The 21,433-nt window shown below is 56.4% G+C and carries 22 protein-coding genes and 1 tRNA gene; 12 read left to right on the top strand and 11 right to left on the bottom strand.

The window, feature by feature from the left end:
- Window positions 1–15 precede the first annotated feature (15 nt).
- The 5 genes from HY028_08610 (at window position 16) to HY028_08590 (ending at window position 4,631) form a co-directional block, all read left to right on the top strand.
- The gene (locus tag HY028_08610) at window positions 16–1,644 is read left to right on the top strand and encodes an RHS repeat-associated core domain-containing protein (protein MBI3344898.1); all 1,629 of its coding nucleotides are present in this window, start codon (window positions 16–18) and stop codon (window positions 1,642–1,644) included.
- Window positions 1,645–1,700: 56 nt separating this feature from the next.
- On the top strand, window positions 1,701–1,982 hold the full coding sequence (locus HY028_08605) for a hypothetical protein (protein MBI3344897.1): 282 nt from the start codon (window positions 1,701–1,703) through the stop codon (window positions 1,980–1,982).
- A 173-nt stretch (window positions 1,983–2,155) separates the two neighbouring features.
- Complete coding sequence (locus HY028_08600) at window positions 2,156–3,007, top strand: transposase (GenBank protein MBI3344896.1); 852 nt, start codon at window positions 2,156–2,158, stop codon at window positions 3,005–3,007.
- A 596-nt stretch (window positions 3,008–3,603) separates the two neighbouring features.
- Entirely contained in the window at window positions 3,604–4,071 is a 468-nt protein-coding gene (locus HY028_08595; GenBank protein MBI3344895.1) for a hypothetical protein, read from the top strand.
- A gap of 335 nt (window positions 4,072–4,406) precedes the next feature.
- Entirely contained in the window at window positions 4,407–4,631 is a 225-nt protein-coding gene (locus tag HY028_08590; GenBank protein MBI3344894.1) for a hypothetical protein, read from the top strand.
- A 101-nt stretch (window positions 4,632–4,732) separates the two neighbouring features.
- On the opposite strand, the gene fabF is transcribed toward HY028_08590, so the two are convergent.
- From fabF to HY028_08550, 8 genes are all read right to left on the bottom strand, one after another.
- Window positions 4,733–5,974: a beta-ketoacyl-ACP synthase II gene (gene fabF, locus HY028_08585; GenBank protein ID MBI3344893.1), complete on the bottom strand. Its 1,242-nt coding sequence runs from the start codon at window positions 5,972–5,974 to the stop codon at window positions 4,733–4,735.
- A gap of 76 nt (window positions 5,975–6,050) precedes the next feature.
- The gene (gene acpP / locus HY028_08580) at window positions 6,051–6,293 is read right to left on the bottom strand and encodes an acyl carrier protein (GenBank protein ID MBI3344892.1); all 243 of its coding nucleotides are present in this window, start codon (window positions 6,291–6,293) and stop codon (window positions 6,051–6,053) included.
- A gap of 103 nt (window positions 6,294–6,396) precedes the next feature.
- Window positions 6,397–7,143 carry a 3-oxoacyl-ACP reductase FabG gene (gene fabG / locus HY028_08575; protein MBI3344891.1) on the bottom strand — a complete coding sequence of 249 codons (747 nt, stop codon included), beginning with the start codon at window positions 7,141–7,143 and terminating at the stop codon, window positions 6,397–6,399.
- Window positions 7,144–7,286: 143 nt separating this feature from the next.
- Window positions 7,287–8,240, bottom strand: coding sequence for an ACP S-malonyltransferase (gene fabD, locus HY028_08570; protein MBI3344890.1), 954 nt, complete (start codon window positions 8,238–8,240; stop codon window positions 7,287–7,289).
- Window positions 8,241–8,262: 22 nt separating this feature from the next.
- Window positions 8,263–9,237 carry a ketoacyl-ACP synthase III gene (locus HY028_08565; protein ID MBI3344889.1) on the bottom strand — a complete coding sequence of 325 codons (975 nt, stop codon included), beginning with the start codon at window positions 9,235–9,237 and terminating at the stop codon, window positions 8,263–8,265.
- Window positions 9,234–10,256, bottom strand: coding sequence for a phosphate acyltransferase PlsX (gene plsX, locus HY028_08560; protein ID MBI3344888.1), 1,023 nt, complete (start codon window positions 10,254–10,256; stop codon window positions 9,234–9,236). The genes HY028_08565 and plsX overlap by 4 nt, the downstream gene beginning before the upstream one ends.
- Window positions 10,257–10,339: 83 nt before the next feature.
- On the bottom strand, window positions 10,340–10,519 hold the full coding sequence (gene rpmF, locus HY028_08555; GenBank protein MBI3344887.1) for a 50S ribosomal protein L32: 180 nt from the start codon (window positions 10,517–10,519) through the stop codon (window positions 10,340–10,342).
- A gap of 41 nt (window positions 10,520–10,560) precedes the next feature.
- Window positions 10,561–11,067, bottom strand: a complete 507-nt coding sequence (locus tag HY028_08550) for a DUF177 domain-containing protein (GenBank protein MBI3344886.1) — start codon at window positions 11,065–11,067, stop codon at window positions 10,561–10,563.
- Window positions 11,068–11,141: 74 nt separating this feature from the next.
- On the opposite strand from HY028_08550, the gene maf reads away from it, so the two are divergent.
- Window positions 11,142–11,720 (top strand): septum formation inhibitor Maf, encoded by a 579-nt coding sequence (maf, locus tag HY028_08545; protein MBI3344885.1) that lies wholly within the window; start codon window positions 11,142–11,144, stop codon window positions 11,718–11,720.
- Window positions 11,721–11,766: 46 nt separating this feature from the next.
- Here the strand turns inward: maf and HY028_08540 are convergent.
- Window positions 11,767–11,842: transfer RNA gene (locus HY028_08540), tRNA-Asn, on the bottom strand.
- 110 nt (window positions 11,843–11,952) lie between these two features.
- Here HY028_08540 and HY028_08535 point away from each other — a divergent pair.
- Genes HY028_08535 through HY028_08520 form a run of 4 tightly spaced genes read left to right on the top strand, consistent with a single transcriptional unit; the run spans window position 11,953 to window position 16,951 of the window.
- Complete coding sequence (locus HY028_08535) at window positions 11,953–13,437, top strand: FAD-binding protein (protein ID MBI3344884.1); 1,485 nt, start codon at window positions 11,953–11,955, stop codon at window positions 13,435–13,437.
- Window positions 13,437–14,498 (top strand): glycolate oxidase subunit GlcE, encoded by a 1,062-nt coding sequence (glcE, locus tag HY028_08530; protein ID MBI3344883.1) that lies wholly within the window; start codon window positions 13,437–13,439, stop codon window positions 14,496–14,498. The genes HY028_08535 and glcE overlap by 1 nt, the downstream gene beginning before the upstream one ends.
- 15 nt (window positions 14,499–14,513) lie before the next feature.
- A complete protein-coding gene (gene glcF / locus HY028_08525) occupies window positions 14,514–15,725 on the top strand; it encodes a glycolate oxidase subunit GlcF (GenBank protein MBI3344882.1) in 1,212 nt (403 codons plus the stop codon).
- Between the two features lie 50 nt (window positions 15,726–15,775).
- Window positions 15,776–16,951: an alanine--glyoxylate aminotransferase family protein gene (locus tag HY028_08520; GenBank protein ID MBI3344881.1), complete on the top strand. Its 1,176-nt coding sequence runs from the start codon at window positions 15,776–15,778 to the stop codon at window positions 16,949–16,951.
- Here HY028_08520 and HY028_08515 read toward each other — a convergent pair.
- On the bottom strand, window positions 16,948–18,141 hold the full coding sequence (locus HY028_08515) for a pyridoxal phosphate-dependent aminotransferase (GenBank protein MBI3344880.1): 1,194 nt from the start codon (window positions 18,139–18,141) through the stop codon (window positions 16,948–16,950). The two genes, HY028_08520 and HY028_08515, sit on opposite strands and share 4 nt — an antisense overlap.
- Before the next feature lie 80 nt (window positions 18,142–18,221).
- Between HY028_08515 and uvrB the strand changes: the two genes are divergently transcribed.
- Both uvrB and HY028_08505 read left to right on the top strand, forming a co-directional pair.
- Window positions 18,222–20,243: an excinuclease ABC subunit UvrB gene (uvrB, locus tag HY028_08510; GenBank protein ID MBI3344879.1), complete on the top strand. Its 2,022-nt coding sequence runs from the start codon at window positions 18,222–18,224 to the stop codon at window positions 20,241–20,243.
- 191 nt (window positions 20,244–20,434) lie between these two features.
- On the top strand, window positions 20,435–20,590 hold the full coding sequence (locus HY028_08505; GenBank protein MBI3344878.1) for a DUF3096 domain-containing protein: 156 nt from the start codon (window positions 20,435–20,437) through the stop codon (window positions 20,588–20,590).
- Window positions 20,591–20,648: 58 nt separating this feature from the next.
- Here the strand turns inward: HY028_08505 and HY028_08500 are convergent, their stop codons facing one another.
- Window positions 20,649–21,083, bottom strand: a complete 435-nt coding sequence (locus HY028_08500; GenBank protein ID MBI3344877.1) for a DUF3592 domain-containing protein — start codon at window positions 21,081–21,083, stop codon at window positions 20,649–20,651.
- Window positions 21,084–21,433: the final 350 nt, after the last annotated feature.

Here is a 21,433-nt window from a genome sequence, read left to right as displayed (position 1 = left end):
GACACCGGCGGACGATTGAACGCCCTCACCAGCAGCCCGGCAGGTGGAGTAGGGGTCAACTACACCTACAACGGCGGCGGCCAAGTCACCGACATCAGCGCCGCGACCGGAGCCAACCTCCACTACGTCTACGACGGCCCCCTCGTCCTCTCCGAGGCCTGGAGCGGCCCCATCGCCGGTAGCGTCAGCCGCAGCTACGACAGCGACTTCCGGCCCCAGAGTTTAAGCGTTGCGAGCAGTGGTACTCCTACCCCTAGCAGCATCAACTTCACCTATGACGCCGACAGCCTGCTCACCCAAGCCGGAGCCCTCACCCTCAGCCGCAACACCCAAAACGGCCTCCTCACCGGCACCACATTGGGCACCCTCACCACCAGCCAAAACTACACCCCCTTCGGCGAACTCAACCAATTCAACGCCAGCTACAGTAATACACCTCAATACAGCACCCTCTATACCCGCGACACCCTCGGCCGCATCACCCAAAAGACCGAAACCGTAGGCACCCAAACCGACAGCTACGCCTACGGCTACGACACCGCCGGACGGTTAATTGAGGTCAGAAAAAACAGCGTTATTGTTTCCAGCTACGCCTACGATCAAAACGGCAACCGCCTGAGCAAGACTGACGTGACAGGCACAGCAACAGGTACCTATGACGCCCAAGACCGCCTCACCAGCTACACCCTCCCCACCAGCGGAGGAGGGCCGGCGGTGGGGGTGAACTACACCTATAGCCTCAATGGTGAACTCCAGAGCAAGACTCAAGGAACCCAGAACACCACGTACACTTACGATGTCCTCGGCAATCTGCGCACGGTGGCCTTGCCGGGTGGAACGAACATTGATTACATCATTGATGGTAATAATCGACGCATCGGCAAGAAAGTTAATGGGACTCTCGCTCAGGGTTTCTTGTACCAAAACCAACTGAATCCAATTGCCGAACTAGACGGGGCGGGTAATATAGTAAGCAGATTTGTTTACGGCTCAAAGGCTAACGTACCGGATTACATGATAAAGGGAGGCGTCACTTACCGAATTATTTCAGATCACTTAGGTAGCCCACGGCTCATCATCAACACGGCAGACGGAGCTATTGCCCAGCGCATGGATTTTGATGAATTCGGTAACATTATCCAAGACACCAATCCGGGCTTCCAGCCGTTTGGCTTTGCGGGGGGGCTCTATGATCAGCACACCAAGCTGACTCGTTTTGGAGCCAGAGATTATGACGCTGAAACCGGTCGTTGGACGGCGAAGGATCCGATAAGATTCCAAGGAGGGGATAGTAACCTTTACCGCCATGTGTTGAATAATCCGGTGAACTTTATCGATCCGACGGGTAATGGACCAGTAACTGCTGGAATATGTCTTGCTTATGATGCGTATGATTATATCAGTACCTATCTAGATCTCACTAAATTCGCAGACCAAATTGAGGAGATTAATGAACAGATACGCCAGCTTGAGAACTCATGCCCTGCGGGATTATCGGAAGATGACAGACAGCAAAAAATACTAGACTTGAAGAAACAGGGTATCGAGTTAGCACAACAATTAACTCAAGCGCAGATAATAAGCTCTCTTCAAGCACTGGGCATTGGTATAGTCTGTGCGGCTTTATTCTTCACACCATTTTGAATTAGAAAGTCGTGAGCTCAGATCTCGTCTTAATGTTAATGTATGCGATTGGGTTCGTGACGGTGTTACTGCAAATCTTAATAGGGATTTGGGTGTATAAAGCAACCCCATCTAAGGAGCTTACTCAAAAATACTCAAAAATTTTAATTTTTCAAAGTAGGCTGCCATTTACAAAATCTTGGAAAGACAACGTTGATCCACAGGACAAAGTTGTCTTTGAACAATATAGAAAGCGTGGCTTAGTACAGCTTGTGGCTGGTTTTATATGTATCTTGCTTTTGATTTTGGTGTCTTCTTTGTTTTTAATACCTGTCATTCTAAGTACTAGGGAGTACTAGCAGAAAGAAAGAGAAAGAAAGGGTCAAGATGAGGCACCCCTGTTTTCACGGACACAAAAGCAAAGAAAGGGTCAAGTCTTGACATGCCACTTTTGATGAGTTAGAGAAGAAAAGAAAGAGAAAGAAAGGGTCAAGTCTTGATATGCCACTTTTGATGAGTTAGTCTCCTTCGCATGGCTCGTCCACTGCGACTCGAATACCCCGGCGCTATCTACCACGTTACCGCTCGCGGTAATGCGCAGAATGCTGTTTTTCTTGGTGATAGAGACAGAGAAACATTCCTAACCTGCCTGAGCGAAGCAGTGGTGCGGCTGGGTTGGCTGTGCCATGCCTATTGCCTGATGGACAACCATTATCATCTTCTGATTGAGACACCCGATGGCAATCTGTCGCAGGGCATGCGGCAATTGAATGGCGTTTATACCCAGCGTTTCAACCGCCATCATCAGCGCGTTGGGCATCTGTTTCAGGGGCGCTACAAGGCCATCCTGGTGGAACGCGACAGCTACCTGCTGGAATTGTGCCGCTACGTGGTCCTCAATCCTATTCGCGCCAGAATGGTCAAACACATTGAACGCTACCCATGGAGCAGCTACCCGGCCACCCTGGGCATGACCGCCTGCCCTGGCTGGCTCAACACCGATTGGTTACTGGGGCAATTTGGCAAACGGCGCTCTATAGCGCGACAACGTTATGCTGAATTTGTCGCGCAAGGCATCGGCTTGGTCTCCCCCTGGGGTGCGCTACAGGGGCAAGTGCTATTAGGCACAGCAACCTTTGTCGAAAAAATACGTCCCCTGCTCGAAGGCAAAGACCCATTAACAGAAATCCCTCGTGCCCAGCGACTCCTGCATCGGCCCAACATAAAGAAATTGTTTACGAAGGAAGTGCGGGGTGACAAGATGATGCGCGACAAAACCATGCAACAAGCATATTTAGAATACGGTTATAGCATGGCGGCAATTGCGGATAGTGCGGGAGTACACTATTCGACAGTGAGCAAGATAATCAAAGGGGAGCGATAAAACTGTTATGTCAAGACTTGACCCTTTCCCTTTCGGATAGTGCGGGAGTACACTATTCGACAGTGAGCAAGATAATCAAAGGGGAGCGATAAAACTGTTATGTCAAGACTTGACCCTTTCCCTTTTTACTGCAGCATCAGGATTATCCTTATGGGTTGTAATTCCTGCACTCACAGGTGACCCAGAGGCATAGGGTAGTGGTTTATATTATAAAGTAGGTATCCCATTACTGACTGTTGAATGCGCCCTGTTAGGATATTTCATTCCAGAGCGTTGGTGGCATTGGGGGATAGTCATTGCTTTAGCGCAGGCTATTTTTATGGTTTTTAAGTGGCCAACGTCTAATCTATTGCCGCCTTCACTGAATAGTTTTGTTTTTTCTTTCGACTCCTTATCTTGCCGGGGGATTCTTGGTGCTCAGTTTCGCAAAAGATTTGAAGAGCGGACATGAGGCTCAAGTCTTGATATATAAGCTATCACCAACCGCGTAACGCGAAACAATGCAAAGTACAAAGTACAGAGTATGAGGCGTCACTAACAATCCAAAAACTACGTACTTACAATTATGGGACGAGACTTATGCAGAAAGCAAAACCATGGTTATAGCGAACAAGATGTATAAGCTATTCACTGCAATTATTATTGCTGTGTTTCTGTCATTATTAGGCTGCGAGTATTTTCCCGAATCTTCTTTCGAGCTCGCACAGGAGTCTCGGTTGCCAAAATGGTTTACTCTTCCTCCAGGGCTTTCACGTTCAGATGTTACTGTTACGATGAGCTATTACGTCAAGCCATGGGGGCGTACCTCGACATTCATCCTACGCAACACAAAGAATCAGAAACTCGCAAAGGTGAAGGGCAAGAATAAGGGTCTGAAACCTTTCAAGCTGAAAACGCCACGCTCAGGGTTTCCACCAGGTTATCCATCTTATGAGATTACAACGGCATACGGAGTAACTGAAATAATTGAACATCGTCGAATGGAGCCAATTTTTTATATTACTGACGATCCTACTGTATGGGCAGAGCTTGGCATGTCACCTTTACCATCTCCAGCCCGGTAGGGTAATGGTATGGACTCTCTCACTCTATAGGCGGGAATGATGTTTCCGGAGCCACTTCTGTAACAACGACAAGGCAAGGCAATTATTGCTCCAGTTGGTAGAGGTATATGTAGGCGAGAGTACTGGAGAAGCTGTAACTTATGCCATTCTCCAGCAAGGGAAAAAAATACGACCCGGTTTAGTTGACTTGCTAAGGCTCCCGGTCAGTTGCTCATTGATCAACAAAGAGGAGTTCAAAGGCAAGGTTAGCCACTTAAAATGCTTTACCATTGATGAAAGAAACGAATTTATACGTGGGTACATCAAGGACATAGATAACGGTGTAAAAATTGAGTATGTGCTTTAGCTCTCTTGGGGCGCAAAAATCTTATTGTGTAGATCTGGAAAACCGCTACACCCCGCCCGATCTCGGCCCCAGCGACGAAGCCACCCGCTACAGCTACAACCTTGATCAACAGCTCACCATCCTCTCGGTAAGCGTCAGCGTCTCACCGGGAAAGGCAAACAAGATGTCATACCGTGCGCTAGGAGTGCCGTGCACGACACTTTCCAGCAGATAAGGATAACGTGCCGGATTCAGCCGATGCAGGGCTAGCAGGGCTAGGGGGTCAATCTCATAATTTAACCGGTGTGACTCGGCCATCACGGTTGGCCGAAGGGTTCAACGCAAACGGCTGAAGACCAGCGTGCCGTTGGTGCCGCCGAAACCAAAGGAGTTTGACAGCACCACGTCAATCTTCATGGGGCGCGCCGCGTTGGGCACATAATCCAGATCGCATTCAGGATCGGGTGTGAACAGGTTGATGGTCGGCGGGGCGACCTGGTCGCGGATGGCCAGGATACTGAAGATGGCCTCGATTCCCCCGGCCGCCCCCAGCAGGTGGCCGGTCATGGATTTGGTGGAGCTGATGGCGACCTTGTGGGCATGATCGCCAAAGGCGGCCTTCACGGCGAGGGTCTCGGCCTTGTCGCCGGAAGGCGTCGAGGTGCCGTGCGCGTTGATGTAGTCCACTTGGTGGGGTTCAATGTGGGCGTTGCGCAGGGCGTTCTCCATGCAGCGGCGTGCGCCCTCCCCGCCTTCCGACGGTAGGGTCATGTGATACGCATCGCCGCTCATCCCTGAGCCGATCAACTCGGCGTAGATTCTCGCGCCGCGCCGTTTGGCGTACTCATATTCCTCCAGCACGATCACGCCCGCGCCGTCGGCGAGGACGAAGCCGTCGCGGTCACGGTCCCACGGCCGGCTGGCGGTCGCGGGGTCGTCATTGCGTGTGGACAAGGCACGTGCGGAGCAAAATCCGCCCAGGCCCGTGGGTGAGGTCGCCATCTCGGCGCCGCCCGCGACCATCACATCGGCATCCCCGTATTCGATGAGGCGTGCGGCCATGCCGATGTTGTGCCCACCGGTCGAACAGGCGGTGACGATGGCGAAATTCGGCCCCTTCATGCCGTACATAATGGACAGATTGCCGGAGATCATATTGATGATGTTGCTGGGGACGTAGAACGGCGAAATCTTGCGTGGTCCCCCCTCCAGATAAGCGAGATGACCTTTCTCGATGCCCGGCAGCCCGCCTATCCCCGAGCCGACGGCAACGCCAATGCGTTCGGCATTGGCCTCGGTTACGGTGAGCCCGGCGTCGGCGATCGCCTCCTTGGCCGCGGCAATGCCGTAATGGATAAAGGGATCCATTTTCTTGATGTCCTTCGCGGGGATGTAGCGGGCCGGGTCGAAGTCCTTAATGCTGCCCCCGAAGCGGGTGGAGAATTGGCTGACGTCGAAGTGCGTGATCGGACCGATGCCGCTCTTACCGGCCAGGATAGCCGCCCACGACTCCTGCACGGTAAGGCCGACCGGCGAGACCATGCCGAGCCCGGTGATGACGACGCGTCTTTTTTCCACCTGGTTCCCTTACCTAAAACAGCAAAGGCCGCGCTCATTCTGCAATGAGGCGGCCTTGACTGCCAATGAAAAGATATTAGCTCTGTTGATGATGGGCGTTGATGTAGTCTATGGCCTGCTGGACGGTGGTGATCTTCTCCGCCGACTCGTCGGGGATCTCACACTCGAACTCTTCCTCCAGGGCCATGACCAGTTCGACCGTGTCGAGAGAGTCCGCGCCAAGATCATCTACGAAGGAGGACTCATTGCTGACTTCCTCGTCTTTCACCCCTAACTGCTCTACTACGATTTTCTTGACGCGCTCTGCAACATTATTCATGACGAAGACTTCCTCCCAACATGTGGTGTCGAATTATAAACGGTATTTTAATGAAAAGCGTAAAGCGAAGCTATAAACGTTATCTTAAGACGGATATTTGACACTAGGCCATATACATTCCGCCGTTGACGTGCAACGTCTCCCCGGTGATGTAAGAAGCCGCCGGTGAGGCCAGGAAGGCGACGGCCGCGGCGACCTCATCGGCAGAGCCCAGGCGATTAAGCGGGATCTGCTGCAATAACTGGTTGCGATGTTCTTCGTTGAGCGCACGGGTCATGTCGGTATCAATAAAGCCCGGCGCCACGGCATTAACGGTAATCCCTCGTGAGCCCACTTCGCGCGCCAGAGACTTGGTGAAGCCTATGATGCCCGCCTTGGCTGCGGCGTAGTTGGCCTGCCCGGCGTTGCCCGTCAGACCTACCACCGAGGCGATGTTGATTATACGCCCTCGGCGCGCCTTCATCATCCCGCGCACGCAGGCCCTGCACAGCCGGTAGACCGAGGTGAGGTTGGTGGCAATGATATCGTCCCACTCCTCGTCTTTCATACGCATCAATAGGTTATCGCGGGTAATTCCTGCATTATTGACGAGGATGGTGGGCGTGCCGTAGATTTTTTCTACAGTTTCGAGGAGACCGGCAATGGAACCCTGATCGGTGACATTCAAGACATGACCAGAACCTTTTATTCCATTATTTCCCAGCAGGTTACTGAGTGCTTCTGCACCTGTTTCTGAGGTAGAGGTTCCGACCACAACGGCCCCTAAGCGGCCCAACGCCAAGGCGATGGCCTGCCCGATGCCCCGGCTCGCTCCGGTAACCAGCGCGATTTCATTGTTTAGTGTAGTCATGAACCTTTTATTAAGAGCATATCCATAAATAGTTCCCCTGCGTCCCTTGCGGTGAAAAAGCTTCACCGCGGAGGACGCGGAGGAGAAACAAATCCTTCTTGATTCCTCTGCGCCCTCTGCGGTAAATTATTTATGGATAAGTTCTAAGACTCGATGGCCGTCAGAGCCAGCTCCAAACCGGCCGGGTCTGACATCGCCATACAGTTCAAGCCGGGGACGATGCGTTTGTTGAGGCCGGTGAGTACGCTCCCAGGTCCGCATTCTAGCAGAGCATGTATACCCTCCGCCGCCATACTGCGGACAGTCTCCACCCAGCGCACCGGTTGAAAGAGTTGTCTTGTAAGGCTATCGCGGATCTTTGCCGGATCTTGTGCAGCGACGGCATCCACATTGTTGATGACCGGTATGCGTGGTGGTTGGATGCGGGTTTTGGCCAAGTCCTGGGCGAGACGCAGAGCGGCGGGACGCATCAGGGCGCAGTGGGAAGGCACACTCACCGGCAGGCGTAACGCGCGCTTGGCGCCCGACTGCTTAGCGAGATCCATGGCCCGTTCAACCGCCTTGGTATGTCCGGCAATCACCACCTGACCGGGGGAATTAAAATTGACCGCCGCGACGATCTCGCCGGCCGTTTCTGACTGAGCGGCCACGCAGGCCGCGATGACGCGATCGTCATCTAATCCCAGGATGGCCGCCATAGCGCCCTGCCCTTCCGGGACAGCTTCCTGCATATAACGCCCGCGCGCCGTCACTAGCGCCAGCGCGTCGGCGAACTCCAGGGCATCGGCGCATACCAGGGCGGTGTACTCGCCCAGGCTGTGCCCGGCCAGCAGGGCGGGAGCGGCCGAGGTACGCGACTGCCAGACCCGCCACACCGCCACCCCAGCGGCGAGCAGCGCGGGCTGGGTATGGGTGGTTTGGTTAAGCGTTTGTTCCGGGCCTTCCAGGGTGAGCTTCCACAAATCATACCCGAGCACCTCCGAAGCTTCCGCATAGGTTTCCGTCACCAGCGGATAGGTCTTAGCGAGATCGGCGAGCATGCCGACCGACTGCGAGCCCTGCCCGGGGAATACAATACCGAATTTAGTTTGCGGCATAGAATACTTGCTGGGAGAAAAGCTAATACTTCAACAACGTCGAGCCCCAGGTAAACCCGCCGCCGAAGGCCTCCAGCAGCAAGGTCTCGCCCCGCTTGATGCGCCCGTCTCGTACCGCGACATCCAGCGCTAGAGGCACGGAGGCGGCCGAGGTGTTGCCGTGTTCGCCGACTGTGACGACCACGCGCTCCATGGGCATCTTCAACTTCTTCGCAGTGGCCTCGATGATGCGGATATTGGCCTGATGTGGAATCAGCCAGTCTATGGCCGACTGGGGCAAGTGATTGGCCTCCAGGGTTTCATCTACGATGCGGCCTAGGGTGTTGACGGCGACCTTGAACACTTCGTTGCCCTGCATCTGCACATAAGCCTTGCCTTCTTGCACCTTGTCGTAGCCTTGTGAGACGCCGGCCGGGACCATGAGCAGGTCCTGATACTGCCCATCGGCGTGCAGGTGGCTAGAGAGGATGCCGGGCTCGTCGCTTGCTTCGAGTACCACAGCTCCCGCGCCATCGCCGAATAGCACGCAGGTGCCGCGATCGGTCCAGTCTGTGATCCGCGACATGACATCGGCGCCCACCACCAACGCGCGCCGCGCGCCGCCGGTGCGGATGAAACGGTCGGCGATATCGAGGGCGTAGATAAAGCCGGTGCAGACCGCCTGGATGTCGAAGGCGGGACAGCCGTGGATATCCAGGCGTTGTTGCAACAGGCAGGCGGTGCTGGGGAAGATCCGGTCAGGGGTGGTGGTGGCGACGATGATGAGATCTATGTCGGCCGGGGTGAGGCGCGCCGCTTCGATGGCGCGCCGCGCGGCCTGCTCGGCGAGGTCGCAGGTATTCTCACCCGGCGCGGCGATGCGCCGTTCACGGATGCCGGTGCGCTCGACAATCCACTGATCGGTGGTGTCTACCCGCTTTTCCAGCTCGGCGTTGGTCAGCACCTGGGCGGGCAGATAACCGCCCGTGCCGGCGATGCGGGTATAACGGGCCGTCAAAGCGCATCCCTCTCCGCCAACTGCGACTCCAGTTGTTTGCCGATGTGCTGCGGTACGTTCTTATCCACCTCCAGCAACGCCTCTTTGATGGCGTTGCTGAAAGAGACGACGTCGGCACAACCGTGGCTCTTGATCACGATGCCTTGCAGGCCGAGAAAGCTCGCGCCGTTATAGTTGCGCGGGTCTATCTTGTGCTGCACGGCCTGGAGCGCGGGCAGGGCGATGATGGCCGCCAACCGGGTGAGCAGGTTGCGTTTGAATTCCTGCTTGATGAAGTAGCCGATCATCTGCGCGACGCCTTCGCTGGACTTGAGGGCGACATTGCCGGTAAACCCGTCGCAGACCACCACATCCACCTCGCCGCCGTAGATGTCGTTGCCCTCCACGAAGCCGATATAATTCATGTCGCTATTGCCGAGCAGGCGTGCAGCGTCCTTGACGCGCTCATTGCCCTTGATTTCCTCCTCGCCGATATTGAGCAGACCCACCCTGGGTTTGGCGATGTTGTCCGTCGCGTTCACCAGCACGCTGCCCATCACGGCGAATTGAAACAATTGTTCGGGGTTACAGTCCACGTTGGCGCCGAGATCAAGCATGTGGGTGCGGCCGATCTTGGTGGGCAACGCGGCGCAGATAGCCGGGCGGTCTACGCCGGGGAGGGTTTTCAGGACATAACGTGCGGTGGCCATCAGTGCGCCGGTGTTACCGGCGCTGACGCAGGCGTGCGCCCTGCCCTCTTTTACTAAATTGATCGCCACCCGCATGGAAGAATCTTTTTTCAGGCGCAGGGCCTGGGAGGGCAACTCATCCGATGCCACTTGTTGCGAGGCGTGCTGTATGTGCAAACGCTCATTGGGCTTGCTCACCCTCAGTTCGTGAGTCAGTAACTCCTGATCTCCAACCAGAATGAGCCGGATATCCTGACGCTCGGCAAGCATCCGTAGCGCGGCAGAAACCACAACGGGAGGACCATAATCCCCTCCCATGGCGTCAAGGGCGATAGTGACGGGTGTATTCATTAACCGAGCGTCGGAGAGTAGCGTTTCACGGCGCTCAAAGTGCGAGCCAAGCCGCAGCGGGATCCAGCTCAGCGATCCGTTGACTATTCGGCCTTGCCGGCGATGACCTTGCGCCCGCGGTAGTAGCCACTCGGACTGATATGGTGGCGCAGGTGGGTATCGCCCGTGCTGGGCTCGATGGACAGTGTCGGTGCGGTGAGCGCATCATGGGAGCGGCGCATGCCGCGCTTGGAGGGTGTTTTACGGCTTTTTTGCACTGCCATGGGTGTTTCCTCTTAACTAATAGACTCGCTATTATAAATGGTTAGCCGTTTTTCTTCCAATCCGACAACACCGCAAAGGGTTTGCGGGTGTCCTGCGGCTTTTCTTCGCGCTTCTGGGCCGAAGCCGGGCACTGCGATTCAGGATGTTTGGGCACAAGAGGCAGACACAACAGCAACTCGTCCTCGATAACGTCCGGCAAGATCACCGGCTCAGATCCTGCCATTAAAGGCTCATAGTGATCGGGCAGGGCGTCCGCTTCAGCCGGGGAATTCACCAGACCCAAGGTCATGTCGAGGTCTACGGGGAAGTCCACAGCCTGCATACAGCGTTGACAGGTCAAAATGAGTTTTCCGCGTATATGTCCTTGCAGATAGGGTATCCGTTCAGGGTCCACGCCGAATTCCAAGGTGACCTCTACCGCCCCCTCCGTAGTGTGTAGCGAGGGGGCCAGCCTGCGCATCCCTGCAAGCTCCAGATCACCGGATAACAGCTCTCCCTTGCCGGCCAGTTGCAGCGGGTCTATATGCACCGGTAGCCGCTTTGACATAGGTCGCGCATAATATAACTAAACAACCGTCCAGTCAAAGCGCTGCGGCCCATCCCTGGATACCCGGAAAAATTATGCAGCAACTCATCCTGGCTTCGACCTCGCCCTTCAGAAGACACTTGCTGGAACGATTGGGTTTGCCTTTCGACATCATCTCGCCTCAGGTGGATGAGACCCCTCTGCCCGGAGAGGCGGCGCCGCAACTGGTACATCGGCTCGCGGAGGCCAAGGCCAGGGCTGTGGTGCAGCAGTATCCCGCCGCCCTGATTATCGGCGGGGATCAGGTCGCCACCTTTGAAAATGAAATTATTGGCAAACCGGGCAGCCATCAGGCGGCCGTCGCCCAACTGCGGCGGTTTTCAGGGCATAGTCTGCAATTTCATACCGGTGTTGCCCTGCTGAACAGCGCCAGCGGAACAATCCAGATCGAGGTCATACACACAACGGTCGAGTTTCGCTCGCTGAGCGAGGAGCAGATAACCCATTATTTAAACCGCGAACAACCCTATCAATGTGCGGGGAGCTTCAAATCCGAAGGTCTGGGGATAGCGCTGTTTGAGAGCATCCGCGGCGCTGATCCCACTGCCTTGGTAGGGTTACCGCTGATTGCGTTAACACGCATGTTGGAGCGCGAAGGCGTGCGGGTACTTTAAGGCTTGTTTAGAAACTTGCGAAAAAACCCACAGGACTTTGGTGTAATGGCTCCCCGGGACGGACTCGAACCGCCGACCCAGTGATTAACAGTCACTTGCTCTACCGACTGAGCTACCGGGGAAGGTGAGGGCGTGTATAGTATGCGTATGGGTATTATAGGTCAATAGAATGAGCTATGTAGTGGCGCTCTGAAGTCATGAAATCAAAGTAACCCGGTCCCGATCGAATGCCATGTTAAACTCGACCCAGCGAGACATCTGGCCTGAACGACAAGCCTTGCTCGCGGCCTTGTTGCAGATCCTTCCGCCCAAAGATGTCTTGTATGAGGAAGAAGAGGTACGCCCGTATGAGTGCGATGGGCTGACCGCCTACCGGCAACTGCCCGGCGTGGTGTGTCTGCCCGACACGTTCGAACAGGCGCGCGCGATCTTGCGCCTGTGCAGCGGAATGCATGTCCCCGTCGTTGCGCGCGGCGCCGGTACGGGCTTATCCGGCGGTGCGCTGCCGCTTTCTCACGGCGTGGTGCTGAGTCTGGCCCGTTTCAACCGCATCCTGGCGCTGGACCCAGCCAATCACACCGCACGGGTAGAGCCCGGTGTGCGTAATCTCGCGATTTCCGAGGCCGCCATGCCCTATGGTCTCTATTACGCCCCCGATCCTTCCTCGCAAATCGCCTGCACGATCGGCGGCAACGTCGCGGAAAATTCCGGCGGCGTGCATTGCCTGAAATACGGCCTTACCGTTCACAATGTGCTGGGACTCAAAATGCTGACGATGGAGGGCGAGCTGATCGAGGTCGGAGGAGGCGCACTGGATGCGCCGGGTTATGACCTGCTCGCGCTCCTGCACGGCTCGGAAGGCCTGCTCGGCGTCATCGTGGAGATCACGGTGAAGCTTTTGCCCAAACCCGAGCGCGCGCAAGTGGCGCTGGCCGCCTTCGACAGCGTCAGCAAGGCAGGCGACGTCGTCGCCGCGATTTTTGCCGCGGGCATCATCCCCGCCGGTCTGGAGATGATGGACAATCTCGCCATCCGTGCCGCCGAGGATTACGTCCACGCGGGCTACCCGGTGGATGCCGCCGCACTGCTGCTCTGCGAGGTGGACGGCGAAAATGCGGAAGTGTCCGAGCAGATCTTCCAGGTGCGTGAGTTGTTGCTCAAGGCAGGCGCGACGGAGGTTCGTACCGCACGGGACGAAACCGAGCGTCTCAAGTTCTGGGCGGGACGTAAATCGGCGTTTCCCGCCGTCGGGCGCATCGCGCCGGATTATTACTGTATGGACGGCACCATACCGCGCCATCGGCTGGCCGAGGTGTTGGCTCGTATCGGCGAACTCTCCAAGGAATTCCGATTACAGGTTGCGAATGTCTTTCACGCCGGGGATGGAAACCTGCATCCGCTGATACTCTATGATGCCAACAAACCCGGTGACCTCGCGCGGGCCGAGGCATTCGGCGCAAGGATTCTGGAGATCTGCATCGCCGTCGGCGGCACGATTACCGGCGAGCACGGCGTGGGCGTGGAGAAACTCACGCCCATGTGCCTGCAGTTCGCCCCGGCGGAACTCGCGCAATTTCATGAAATCAAGCATGCCTTCGATCCCAGGGATTTACTCAACCCCGGCAAAGCCGTTCCCACCTTACACCGCTGCGCCGAGTTTGGCGCGATGCACGTGCACCAGGGCAAACTCAGTTTTCCTGAACTGGATAGGTTTTGATGGCTGCTGACAGGAGCGCCGCCCTGCAAGACAGGGTAAGTGAGGCGGCGGCGCATATGACCCCGTTACATATCATAGGTGGCAACACCAAACACTTTTACGGGCGCGCAACAAATGGAACCCCTCTGCCGGTGCGTGAACACTGCGGGATCGTAAGCTACCAGCCGTCAGAGCTGGTGATCACCGCGCGCGGCGGAACGCCACTTAGTGAAATCGAGGCCGCGCTCGACGAACGCAGGCAAATGCTGGCCTTTGAACCCCCTCACTTTGGAGCCGACGCCACCGTGGGAGGTGCTATTGCCTGCGGCCTGTCCGGTCCGCGCCGGCCTTACGCCGGCGCCGTGCGGGATTTTGTACTGGGCGTAAAAATTCTGAACGGAAAAGGAGAGATCCTGAAGTTCGGCGGCGAAGTCATGAAAAATGTGGCCGGTTTTGACGTCTCACGCCTGATGGCCGGCGCGCTCGGCACGCTGGGCGTTTTGCTGGAGATCTCACTCAAGGTGCTGCCAAAACCGCAAACCGAACTCACGCTAAGTTTTCAGACTACTGCACAAGAGGCGATCGCCCTGCTTAATACTTTAAATTCTCGCCCGCTCCCGCTCTCCGCGGCCTGTCATGACGGTGAAATCCTGCGCGTCCGCCTTTTCGGCAGCGACACCGCAGTGCGCGCCGCCCATCGGAAAATCGGCGGAATCGTGGACGACGCGGGCGCTACCTTCTGGGAACGAGTGCGCGAACACAAGCACGGATTCTTTAACGACACTGCCCCGCTCTGGCGATTATCGGCGCCTCCTGCCGTCCTGCCGCTCAATCTCCCCGGGCAATGGTTGATAGATTGGGGCGGAGCACAGCGCTGGCTGAAGAACCCGTTGCCCGCGGAGGTGATACGGGAAACCGTCGCGCGGCTGGGTGGTCACGCCACCTTGTTTCGCAATGGCGAACGCAAGGGGCAAGTGTTTCACCCGTTACCGCCCGCCATGCTTGCTATCCACAAGCGCCTCAAATCCGCCTTTGACCCGCACGGCATATTCAATCCCGGACGCCTGTACGCCGATTTTTAGGCGCCCTTTTAGATCATGCAGACACAACTGTTAGACAAATATAAAAATACTCCAGAGGGCCGGGAGGCCGACGCCATCTTGCGCGCCTGTGTGCACTGCGGATTTTGCACCGCCACCTGCCCCACTTATCAATTGCTCGGCGATGAGTTGGACGGCCCACGCGGACGGATTTATTTGATAAAAAATCTGCTGGAGGGCGCCGAGGTCACTCACAAGACGCAACTGCATCTTGACCGTTGCCTTACCTGCCGCGCTTGCGAAACCGCCTGTCCGTCCGGTGTCCAGTATGGACGCCTCGTTGATATCGGGCGCGGCCTGCTCGAAAGGCAGGTGAAACGGCCACTCCGCGAGCGTGTTGTGCAGCGCATGCTATGCTCCACCCTTCCCTATCGTTCACGCTTCGCCATATTGCTACGTCTGGCTCAATGGCTGCGCCATTTATTACCGCAGGCACTACGTAGAACCCTGCCCCCGCGCTCCACCTCCTCACCCTGGCCTGCCATGCGCCACACACGCCGCATGCTGGTCCTGGACGGCTGCGTACAACCTGCCTTGAGTCCTAATATCAATGCTGCCGCGGCGCGGGCGCTTGATAAGCTGGATATAAGCCTGGTCAGAGCCCAATACGCGGGTTGCTGCGGCGCGTTGAGTTATCATCTGGGCGCTCACCAGGAAGGCCTTGAATTTATGCGGCGCAATATTGACGCCTGGTGGCCGCACATAGAACAAGGCGCAGAGGCGATTGTGATCACTGCCAGCGGTTGTGGCGCCTTGGTCAAAGAGTATGGACATCTTCTCCGGCACGATCCCGACTACGCAGATAAGGCTGCACGCACTTCAGCCCTCGCCAAGGACATCAGCGAGATACTTGCCGCGGAAGATATGAGTCCGTTCAGGCTCAAGTCGCCCAAAAAAATCGCTTTTCATTCACCGTGCTCCTTGCAACACGGGCAAAAATTAAATAGTGTAGTGGAGGATTTGCTGCAGGAGCTTGGCTTTGAATTAACCTTCGTACCCGACAGCCATCTATGTTGCGGCTCGGCGGGAACTTATTCCATTTTACAAAAAGGGTTGTCACAAAAACTTCTGAAAAATAAACTTGAGGCCCTGCGCTCAGGGGCGCCTGATTGGATCGCTACAGCCAATATCGGTTGTCTGACGCACCTGCAAAGCCAATCCGACCTTCCCGTGCGGCATTGGATTGAACTGCTTGATGCCGATGGATGAGCACCCTCTCATACCCCAAAATTAATTAACTAACCTGCCCAACAACGACTATGCCTATTAAATCATTTCACCCCCCACGCCGCACCCTGATGGGCCCCGGCCCCTCCGATGTCAACCCGCGTATTTTGGAAGCCATGTCGCGGCCTACCATCGGCCATCTCGATCCTGTGTTTGTCTCGATGATGGACGAGATGAAGGTGTTGTTGCAGTACGCCTTTCAGACCAAAAATCCGCTCACCTTGCCCGTCTCCGCGCCCGGCTCGGCGGGCATGGAGATGTGTTTCGTGAACCTGGTCGAACCCGGCGATAAAGTGATTGTGTGCCAGAACGGCGTGTTCGGTGGGCGTATGAAAGAGAACGTAGAACGCTGCGGCGCGACCGCCGTTATGGTGGAGGACGCCTGGGGCAGCGCGGTGGACCCGAATAAACTGGAAGACGCGTTCAAGAAAAATCCGGACGCCAGGCTCGCCGCGTTTGTGCACGCCGAGACCTCCACGGGTACACAGTCCGATGTGAAAAGTTTGACCGAAATCGCGCACCGTTATGGTTGTCTTGTTATCGTGGATGCCGTGACCTCGCTCGGCGGTTCACCGCTAAAAGTAGACGAGTGGGGAATTGATGCAATCTATTCCGGCTCCCAGAAATGCCTGTCCTGCACGCCCGGGCTGTCACCCGTAAGCTTCAACGAGCGCGCCGTTGAAAAAATCAAAACACGCAAGACCAAGGTACAAAGCTGGTTTCTGGATTTGAATCTGGTGATGGGCTATTGGGGCAGCGGCAAGCGCGCCTACCATCACACCGCACCCATTAACGCCCTGTATGGCCTGCACGAAGCACTGGTGATTCTGCAAGAAGAAGGCCTGGAAAACGCCTGGGCGCGCCACGCCCGTAATCATCAGGCGCTGAAAGCGGGCATTGAGGCGATGGGCTTGCGCTTTGTGGTGAAGGAAGGCGAACGCCTGCCGCAGTTGAATTCGATTTATATCCCCGACGGCGTGGACGACGCCGAAGTGCGCGCCGCCCTGCTCAACGATTACAACCTCGAGATCGGCGCCGGCCTCGGCGCCCTGGCAGGAAAAGTCTGGCGCATCGGTTTGATGGGTTATGCGAGCAACCCCACCAACGTACTGTTTTGCCTGAGCGCCATGGAAGAAACACTGGCGAGCTTTAACGCGCCTATCAAACGCGGTCTAGCCGTCGCCGCCGCGCGCAAACTGCTGACCTAGCTTAACGCGCCCAGGAGTTTCTGCACGCGCGCAAGCGCCTCGCGCAGATTTTCCATACTGGTCGCAAACGACAGACGCATGTATCCCGGCGCGCCGAAGGCGGAGCCCGGTACCAGCGCCACGCCGGTTTCATTCAAAATATATTCGGCCAGCGCCACATCATCCTTGATGCCGGGGAGATCATCAATTACGCCTTGCATCCTGGGGAAAGAGTAAAATGCACCGGGCGACGGCAGACATTGCACACCTTTGATGCGATTCAATTCCTTGACCACAAACTCGTGGCGCTCCTTGAACTGCCGTACCCAATCTTTCATAAACGACTGGTCGCCCTCAAGCGCCATCTGTGCCGCAGCTTGTGAAATCGAGGCGGGGTTGGAGGTGCTTTGCGACTGGATATTTTTCATCGCTTCGATGAGCGGCTTCGGCCCCGCCGCGTAACCGATGCGCCAGCCGGTCATGGAAAAGCTCTTGGATACGCCATTGATAACCACTGTGCGGTCATAGAGATCGGGACAGGCGTTTAGGATATTGCAGAACGGCGCATCGCCGAGCAGGATGTGCTCATAGATGTCGTCGCTCGCAATCAACACTTGCGGATGATCGCGCAGCACCTCGCCGAGCGCTGCAAGTTCGTCATGGCTGTAAATCGCGCCGGTTGGATTGGACGGACTGTTCATCACCAACAGCCGCGTCTTGGGTGTAATCGCAGCCTCCAGTTGCCGAGGCGTGATCTTGAACCGTTGCTCGATCCCCGCGTGGATAATCACGGGCTCCGCCTCGGCCAGCAACACCATATCGGGGTAGGAGACCCAGTACGGCGCGGGTATGATGACCTCGTCGCCTGCATTAAGCAGCGCCTGGGCAAGGTTGTAAAAGCTCTGCTTGCCGCCGGCCGAAACCAGGACCTGATCGGACGTATACTCAAGACCGTTCTCACGGCGGAACTTGTTGACGATGGCCTTTTTAAGCCCCGGCGTACCGTCAACCGCGGTATACTTGGTGAAGCCCTCCTGAATGGCCTTGATCGCGGCCTGTTTGATATAGTCGGGCGTATCAAAATCGGGTTCGCCCGCACCGAGGCCGATGATATCCTTGCCCGCCGCCTTCAAGGCAGCCGCGCGCGCCGTGATAGTGAGTGTAGGCGAGGGCTTGATGAGATGTACCCGCTTGGCAAGTCGTAGGTTCAAGACTTGAATTCCTCTATTAATGACTCAAAATTTGCTTACTATACTGGATTGACGCCGTTACCTGAACCCCTATGAGCGAAATTGCCCGACGCTTCGTCATGAAGTCCTCCTTTGCCCCCGCCGGCGACCAGCCGGAGGCGATAGCGCACCTGGTAGAGGGAATAAACGACGGCCTGGTTGCTCAGACCCTGCTCGGCGTCACCGGTTCGGGCAAAACCTTTACCATCGCGCACGTCATCGAGACGGTACAGCGGCCGACGCTGATTCTCGCGCCCAACAAAACGCTGGCCGCGCAGTTGTACGGCGAGATGCGCGAGTTCTTCCCGGATAACGCAGTGGAGTATTTTGTCTCCTACTACGATTACTATCAACCCGAGGCCTACGTGCCCTCCTCCGACACCTACATCGAGAAGGACGCCTCGATCAACGAGCACATCGAACAAATGCGCCTGTCCGCCACCAAGGCGCTCCTGGAGCGCGAGGACACCATCATCGTCGCCACAGTCTCGGCGATCTACGGCCTGGGCGATCCGCAATCCTATCTCGGCATGGTGCTGCACCTGAAGCGCGGCGACAAGATAGATCAGCGCCACATCCTGCGCCGCCTGGCCGAGTTGCAATATACGCGCAACGACATCGAACTCTCTCGCGCCACCTACCGCGTGCGCGGCGAGGTCATAGACATCTATCCGGCCGAATCCGACAGCGAGGCGGTGCGTGTGGAACTGTTCGATGACGAAATCGAATCGCTGAGTCATTTCGACCCGCTCACAGGCGAAATCCTGCGCCGCGTGCCGCGCCTCACCATTTACCCGAAATCCCACTATGTCACGCCGCGCGAGATCATGCTCAATGCCGTGGAGCAGATGAAAACGGATTTGCGCCTGCGCCTCGAGGAACTCTACGCCGCAAACAAACTGGTCGAGGCGCAACGCCTCGAACAGCGCACGCGCTTCGACATGGAGATGATTGTGGAGCTGGGTTACTGCTCCGGCATCGAAAACTACTCGCGTTATCTCTCCGGCCGCGCGCCCGGCGAGCCGCCGCCGACGTTACTGAGCTATCTGCCGCCCAATGCGCTGGTGGTGATAGATGAAAGTCACGTCACGATTCCGCAGCTTGGCGGCATGTATAAAGGCGACCGGTCGCGCAAGCAGACGCTGGTGGATTACGGATTTCGCCTGCCGGTCGCGCTCGACAACCGTCCGCTGCGCTTTGATGAGTTTGAACAGCAGCCGTTCCAAACCATTTACGTCTCCGCCACACCGGGCCCCTATGAATTGCAACACTCCGGTGCGGTGGCCGAACAAGTGGTACGGCCCACGGGGCTGGTTGATCCCCAGGTCGAAGTACGTCCCGCCACGGCCCAGGTGGACGATCTGCTATCGGAGATCCGCCAGCGAGTAGCCATCAACGAGCGCGTGCTGGTGACGACACTCACCAAACGCATGGCCGAAGACCTCAGTGAATATCTGGATGATCACGGCGTAAAAGTGCGTTATCTGCACTCCGACATCGAGACTGTGGAGCGCGTCGAGATCATCCGCGATCTGCGGTTAGGAACATTCGACGTGCTGGTAGGTATTAATTTGCTGCGCGAAGGCCTGGACATGCCGGAGGTATCCCTAGTCGCCATCCTGGATGCGGACAAAGAGGGTTTCCTGCGCTCCGAGCGCTCGCTCATCCAGACCATCGGCCGCGCCGCGCGCCACATCAATGGCATGGCGATTCTGTATGCAGACAGGATTACCGATTCCATGCGGCGCGCAATCGGCGAGACCGACCGCCGCCGCATCAAGCAAATCGCCTACAACAAACAACACGGCATCAAACCGGTAGGCATCCAAAAAGCGGTTGCCGATATTATGGAAGGTGCACGCAGCGCTCCCGGCGGCGCCAGACATTACGCCAAAGTCGCCGAAGACACCGCGAACTATGAAGCCCTGTCGCCGGAAAAGCTGGTGCAACGGATCAAAAAACTGGAGCAACAGATGTACAAACATGCGCGCGACCTGGAGTTCGAGGAGGCCGCGCAACTGCGCGACGAGATAAAATTTTTACAAGCACGCCAGCTTGGATTAACGGATAGAAAGGTTGGGTGAACGGACAATGAGCCTCCGGGGGATGGCGAGGGAATCCATTGGCCGGAAATTGACGAAGGCCTAAGCATAGAGGATCTGCGCCAGGCAGCGCCCTTACCTGTGTAACTATTCAGAACATTCATGTCTCTTTTGGACGCGTTTTCTGCAAGAATAGTACTGTCCCTACCTCACCCAATATCAAGGAGATGAACATGAGCATGACTTTAAGCCTCGCCCCGCTGGTTTCACTGATCGCCGGCATACTCATTCTGATTGTGCCGCGTCTGCTGAACTACATCGTCGCAATTTATTTGATCGTTATCGGCTTGCTTGGGCTGTTCGGCGCGGGCGATTTTCACCTGTGGTAAAAGCGCGCGCATACCGAAGAAATAAAGGAGTAAAGGGGGCGCACGCCTTTCCAGAATATTAGCTGCTGAAAAATAGGGCAAAGATCCCAAAGGCCATTGCGGCGATTCCCAGGACGAGTATCATCCAGTCGCCATGGGCCAGGCCAGGCTCAAGTGTGGCTTGGTCAGGCTGATCGGGGTTGTAATACACGGGTACTTTGGCGCCAACGGGGTATTTTCCGGCATAGCGGGTGGCGAGTTCCGGCGATGGATTGTCGCCACTTGGAAACTCCAATGCGCGCTGATAAGTGTGCGTGCCCACCGTGTAGCTGAATAGAATGTGCGGTAGCAGGCCGTTGGCTTCTGACGTGGGCGCGGATTGTTCAATGGCGCCTTCAACCATGGGCCAGCGCCGCGTTTTTCGCGCCTTGGCGATAATGGACCAGCCCCACAGGGCAGTAATAAAACCGGCGATGATGAAGAGGCCGAGAATGATCGCATACGGGTTGAACATTGGGTCTCCATTTTCAAACAAGCCCATCCGGGACCAGTTCTAACATTACAACACCCCCTTCTGGCCTTTCTCATACTTCCGCACCGCACGACTTACCGTCATATCGCCATTAAAGGGCCCTGACCTTGAGGTCGAGCTTGGTAGGGTGGGCACGTTTTTGCGCCCACGCGGATTCAAAACAACGTGGGCAGACGAAAGCCCTGCCTGCCTGCCCACCCTTGTATCTTCTTTCCCGTGGTGGTCAGCTACCATCACACGAGACAGAGGCAGCTTGTGCCCACCCTTAAGGCTATGACCTTGCCGCGTAGATCAAGCCCTCTGTCTCACCTTCCACGCCAGCACAGACACTG

It is taken from the genome of Gammaproteobacteria bacterium (assembly GCA_016195665.1).
GTDB lineage: Bacteria > Pseudomonadota > Gammaproteobacteria > SURF-13 > SURF-13 > JACPZD01.
The sequence above is the reverse complement of the archived record's forward strand: the minus strand, read 5'-3'. Positions and strand labels throughout refer to the sequence as shown.

What these genes read in the sequence shown, in the direction of transcription:
- HY028_08600 (MBI3344896.1), top strand. Translation starts at nt 2,156, where the DNA reads ATGGCTCGTCCACTGCGACTCGAATACCCCGGCGCTATCTACCACGTT.
- HY028_08595 (MBI3344895.1), top strand. Translation starts at nt 3,604, where the DNA reads ATGGTTATAGCGAACAAGATGTATAAGCTATTCACTGCAATTATTATT.
- HY028_08590 (MBI3344894.1), top strand. Translation starts at nt 4,407, where the DNA reads ATGTGCTTTAGCTCTCTTGGGGCGCAAAAATCTTATTGTGTAGATCTG.
- acpP (MBI3344892.1), bottom strand. Translation starts at nt 6,293, where the DNA reads ATGAATAATGTTGCAGAGCGCGTCAAGAAAATCGTAGTAGAGCAGTTA.
- fabG (MBI3344891.1), bottom strand. Translation starts at nt 7,143, where the DNA reads ATGACTACACTAAACAATGAAATCGCGCTGGTTACCGGAGCGAGCCGG.
- fabD (MBI3344890.1), bottom strand. Translation starts at nt 8,240, where the DNA reads ATGCCGCAAACTAAATTCGGTATTGTATTCCCCGGGCAGGGCTCGCAG.
- plsX (MBI3344888.1), bottom strand. Translation starts at nt 10,256, where the DNA reads ATGAATACACCCGTCACTATCGCCCTTGACGCCATGGGAGGGGATTAT.
- rpmF (MBI3344887.1), bottom strand. Translation starts at nt 10,519, where the DNA reads ATGGCAGTGCAAAAAAGCCGTAAAACACCCTCCAAGCGCGGCATGCGC.
- HY028_08550 (MBI3344886.1), bottom strand. Translation starts at nt 11,067, where the DNA reads ATGTCAAAGCGGCTACCGGTGCATATAGACCCGCTGCAACTGGCCGGC.
- maf (MBI3344885.1), top strand. Translation starts at nt 11,142, where the DNA reads ATGCAGCAACTCATCCTGGCTTCGACCTCGCCCTTCAGAAGACACTTG.
- HY028_08535 (MBI3344884.1), top strand. Translation starts at nt 11,953, where the DNA reads ATGTTAAACTCGACCCAGCGAGACATCTGGCCTGAACGACAAGCCTTG.
- glcE (MBI3344883.1), top strand. Translation starts at nt 13,437, where the DNA reads ATGGCTGCTGACAGGAGCGCCGCCCTGCAAGACAGGGTAAGTGAGGCG.
- glcF (MBI3344882.1), top strand. Translation starts at nt 14,514, where the DNA reads ATGCAGACACAACTGTTAGACAAATATAAAAATACTCCAGAGGGCCGG.
- HY028_08520 (MBI3344881.1), top strand. Translation starts at nt 15,776, where the DNA reads ATGCCTATTAAATCATTTCACCCCCCACGCCGCACCCTGATGGGCCCC.
- HY028_08505 (MBI3344878.1), top strand. Translation starts at nt 20,435, where the DNA reads ATGAGCATGACTTTAAGCCTCGCCCCGCTGGTTTCACTGATCGCCGGC.
- HY028_08500 (MBI3344877.1), bottom strand. Translation starts at nt 21,083, where the DNA reads ATGTTCAACCCGTATGCGATCATTCTCGGCCTCTTCATCATCGCCGGT.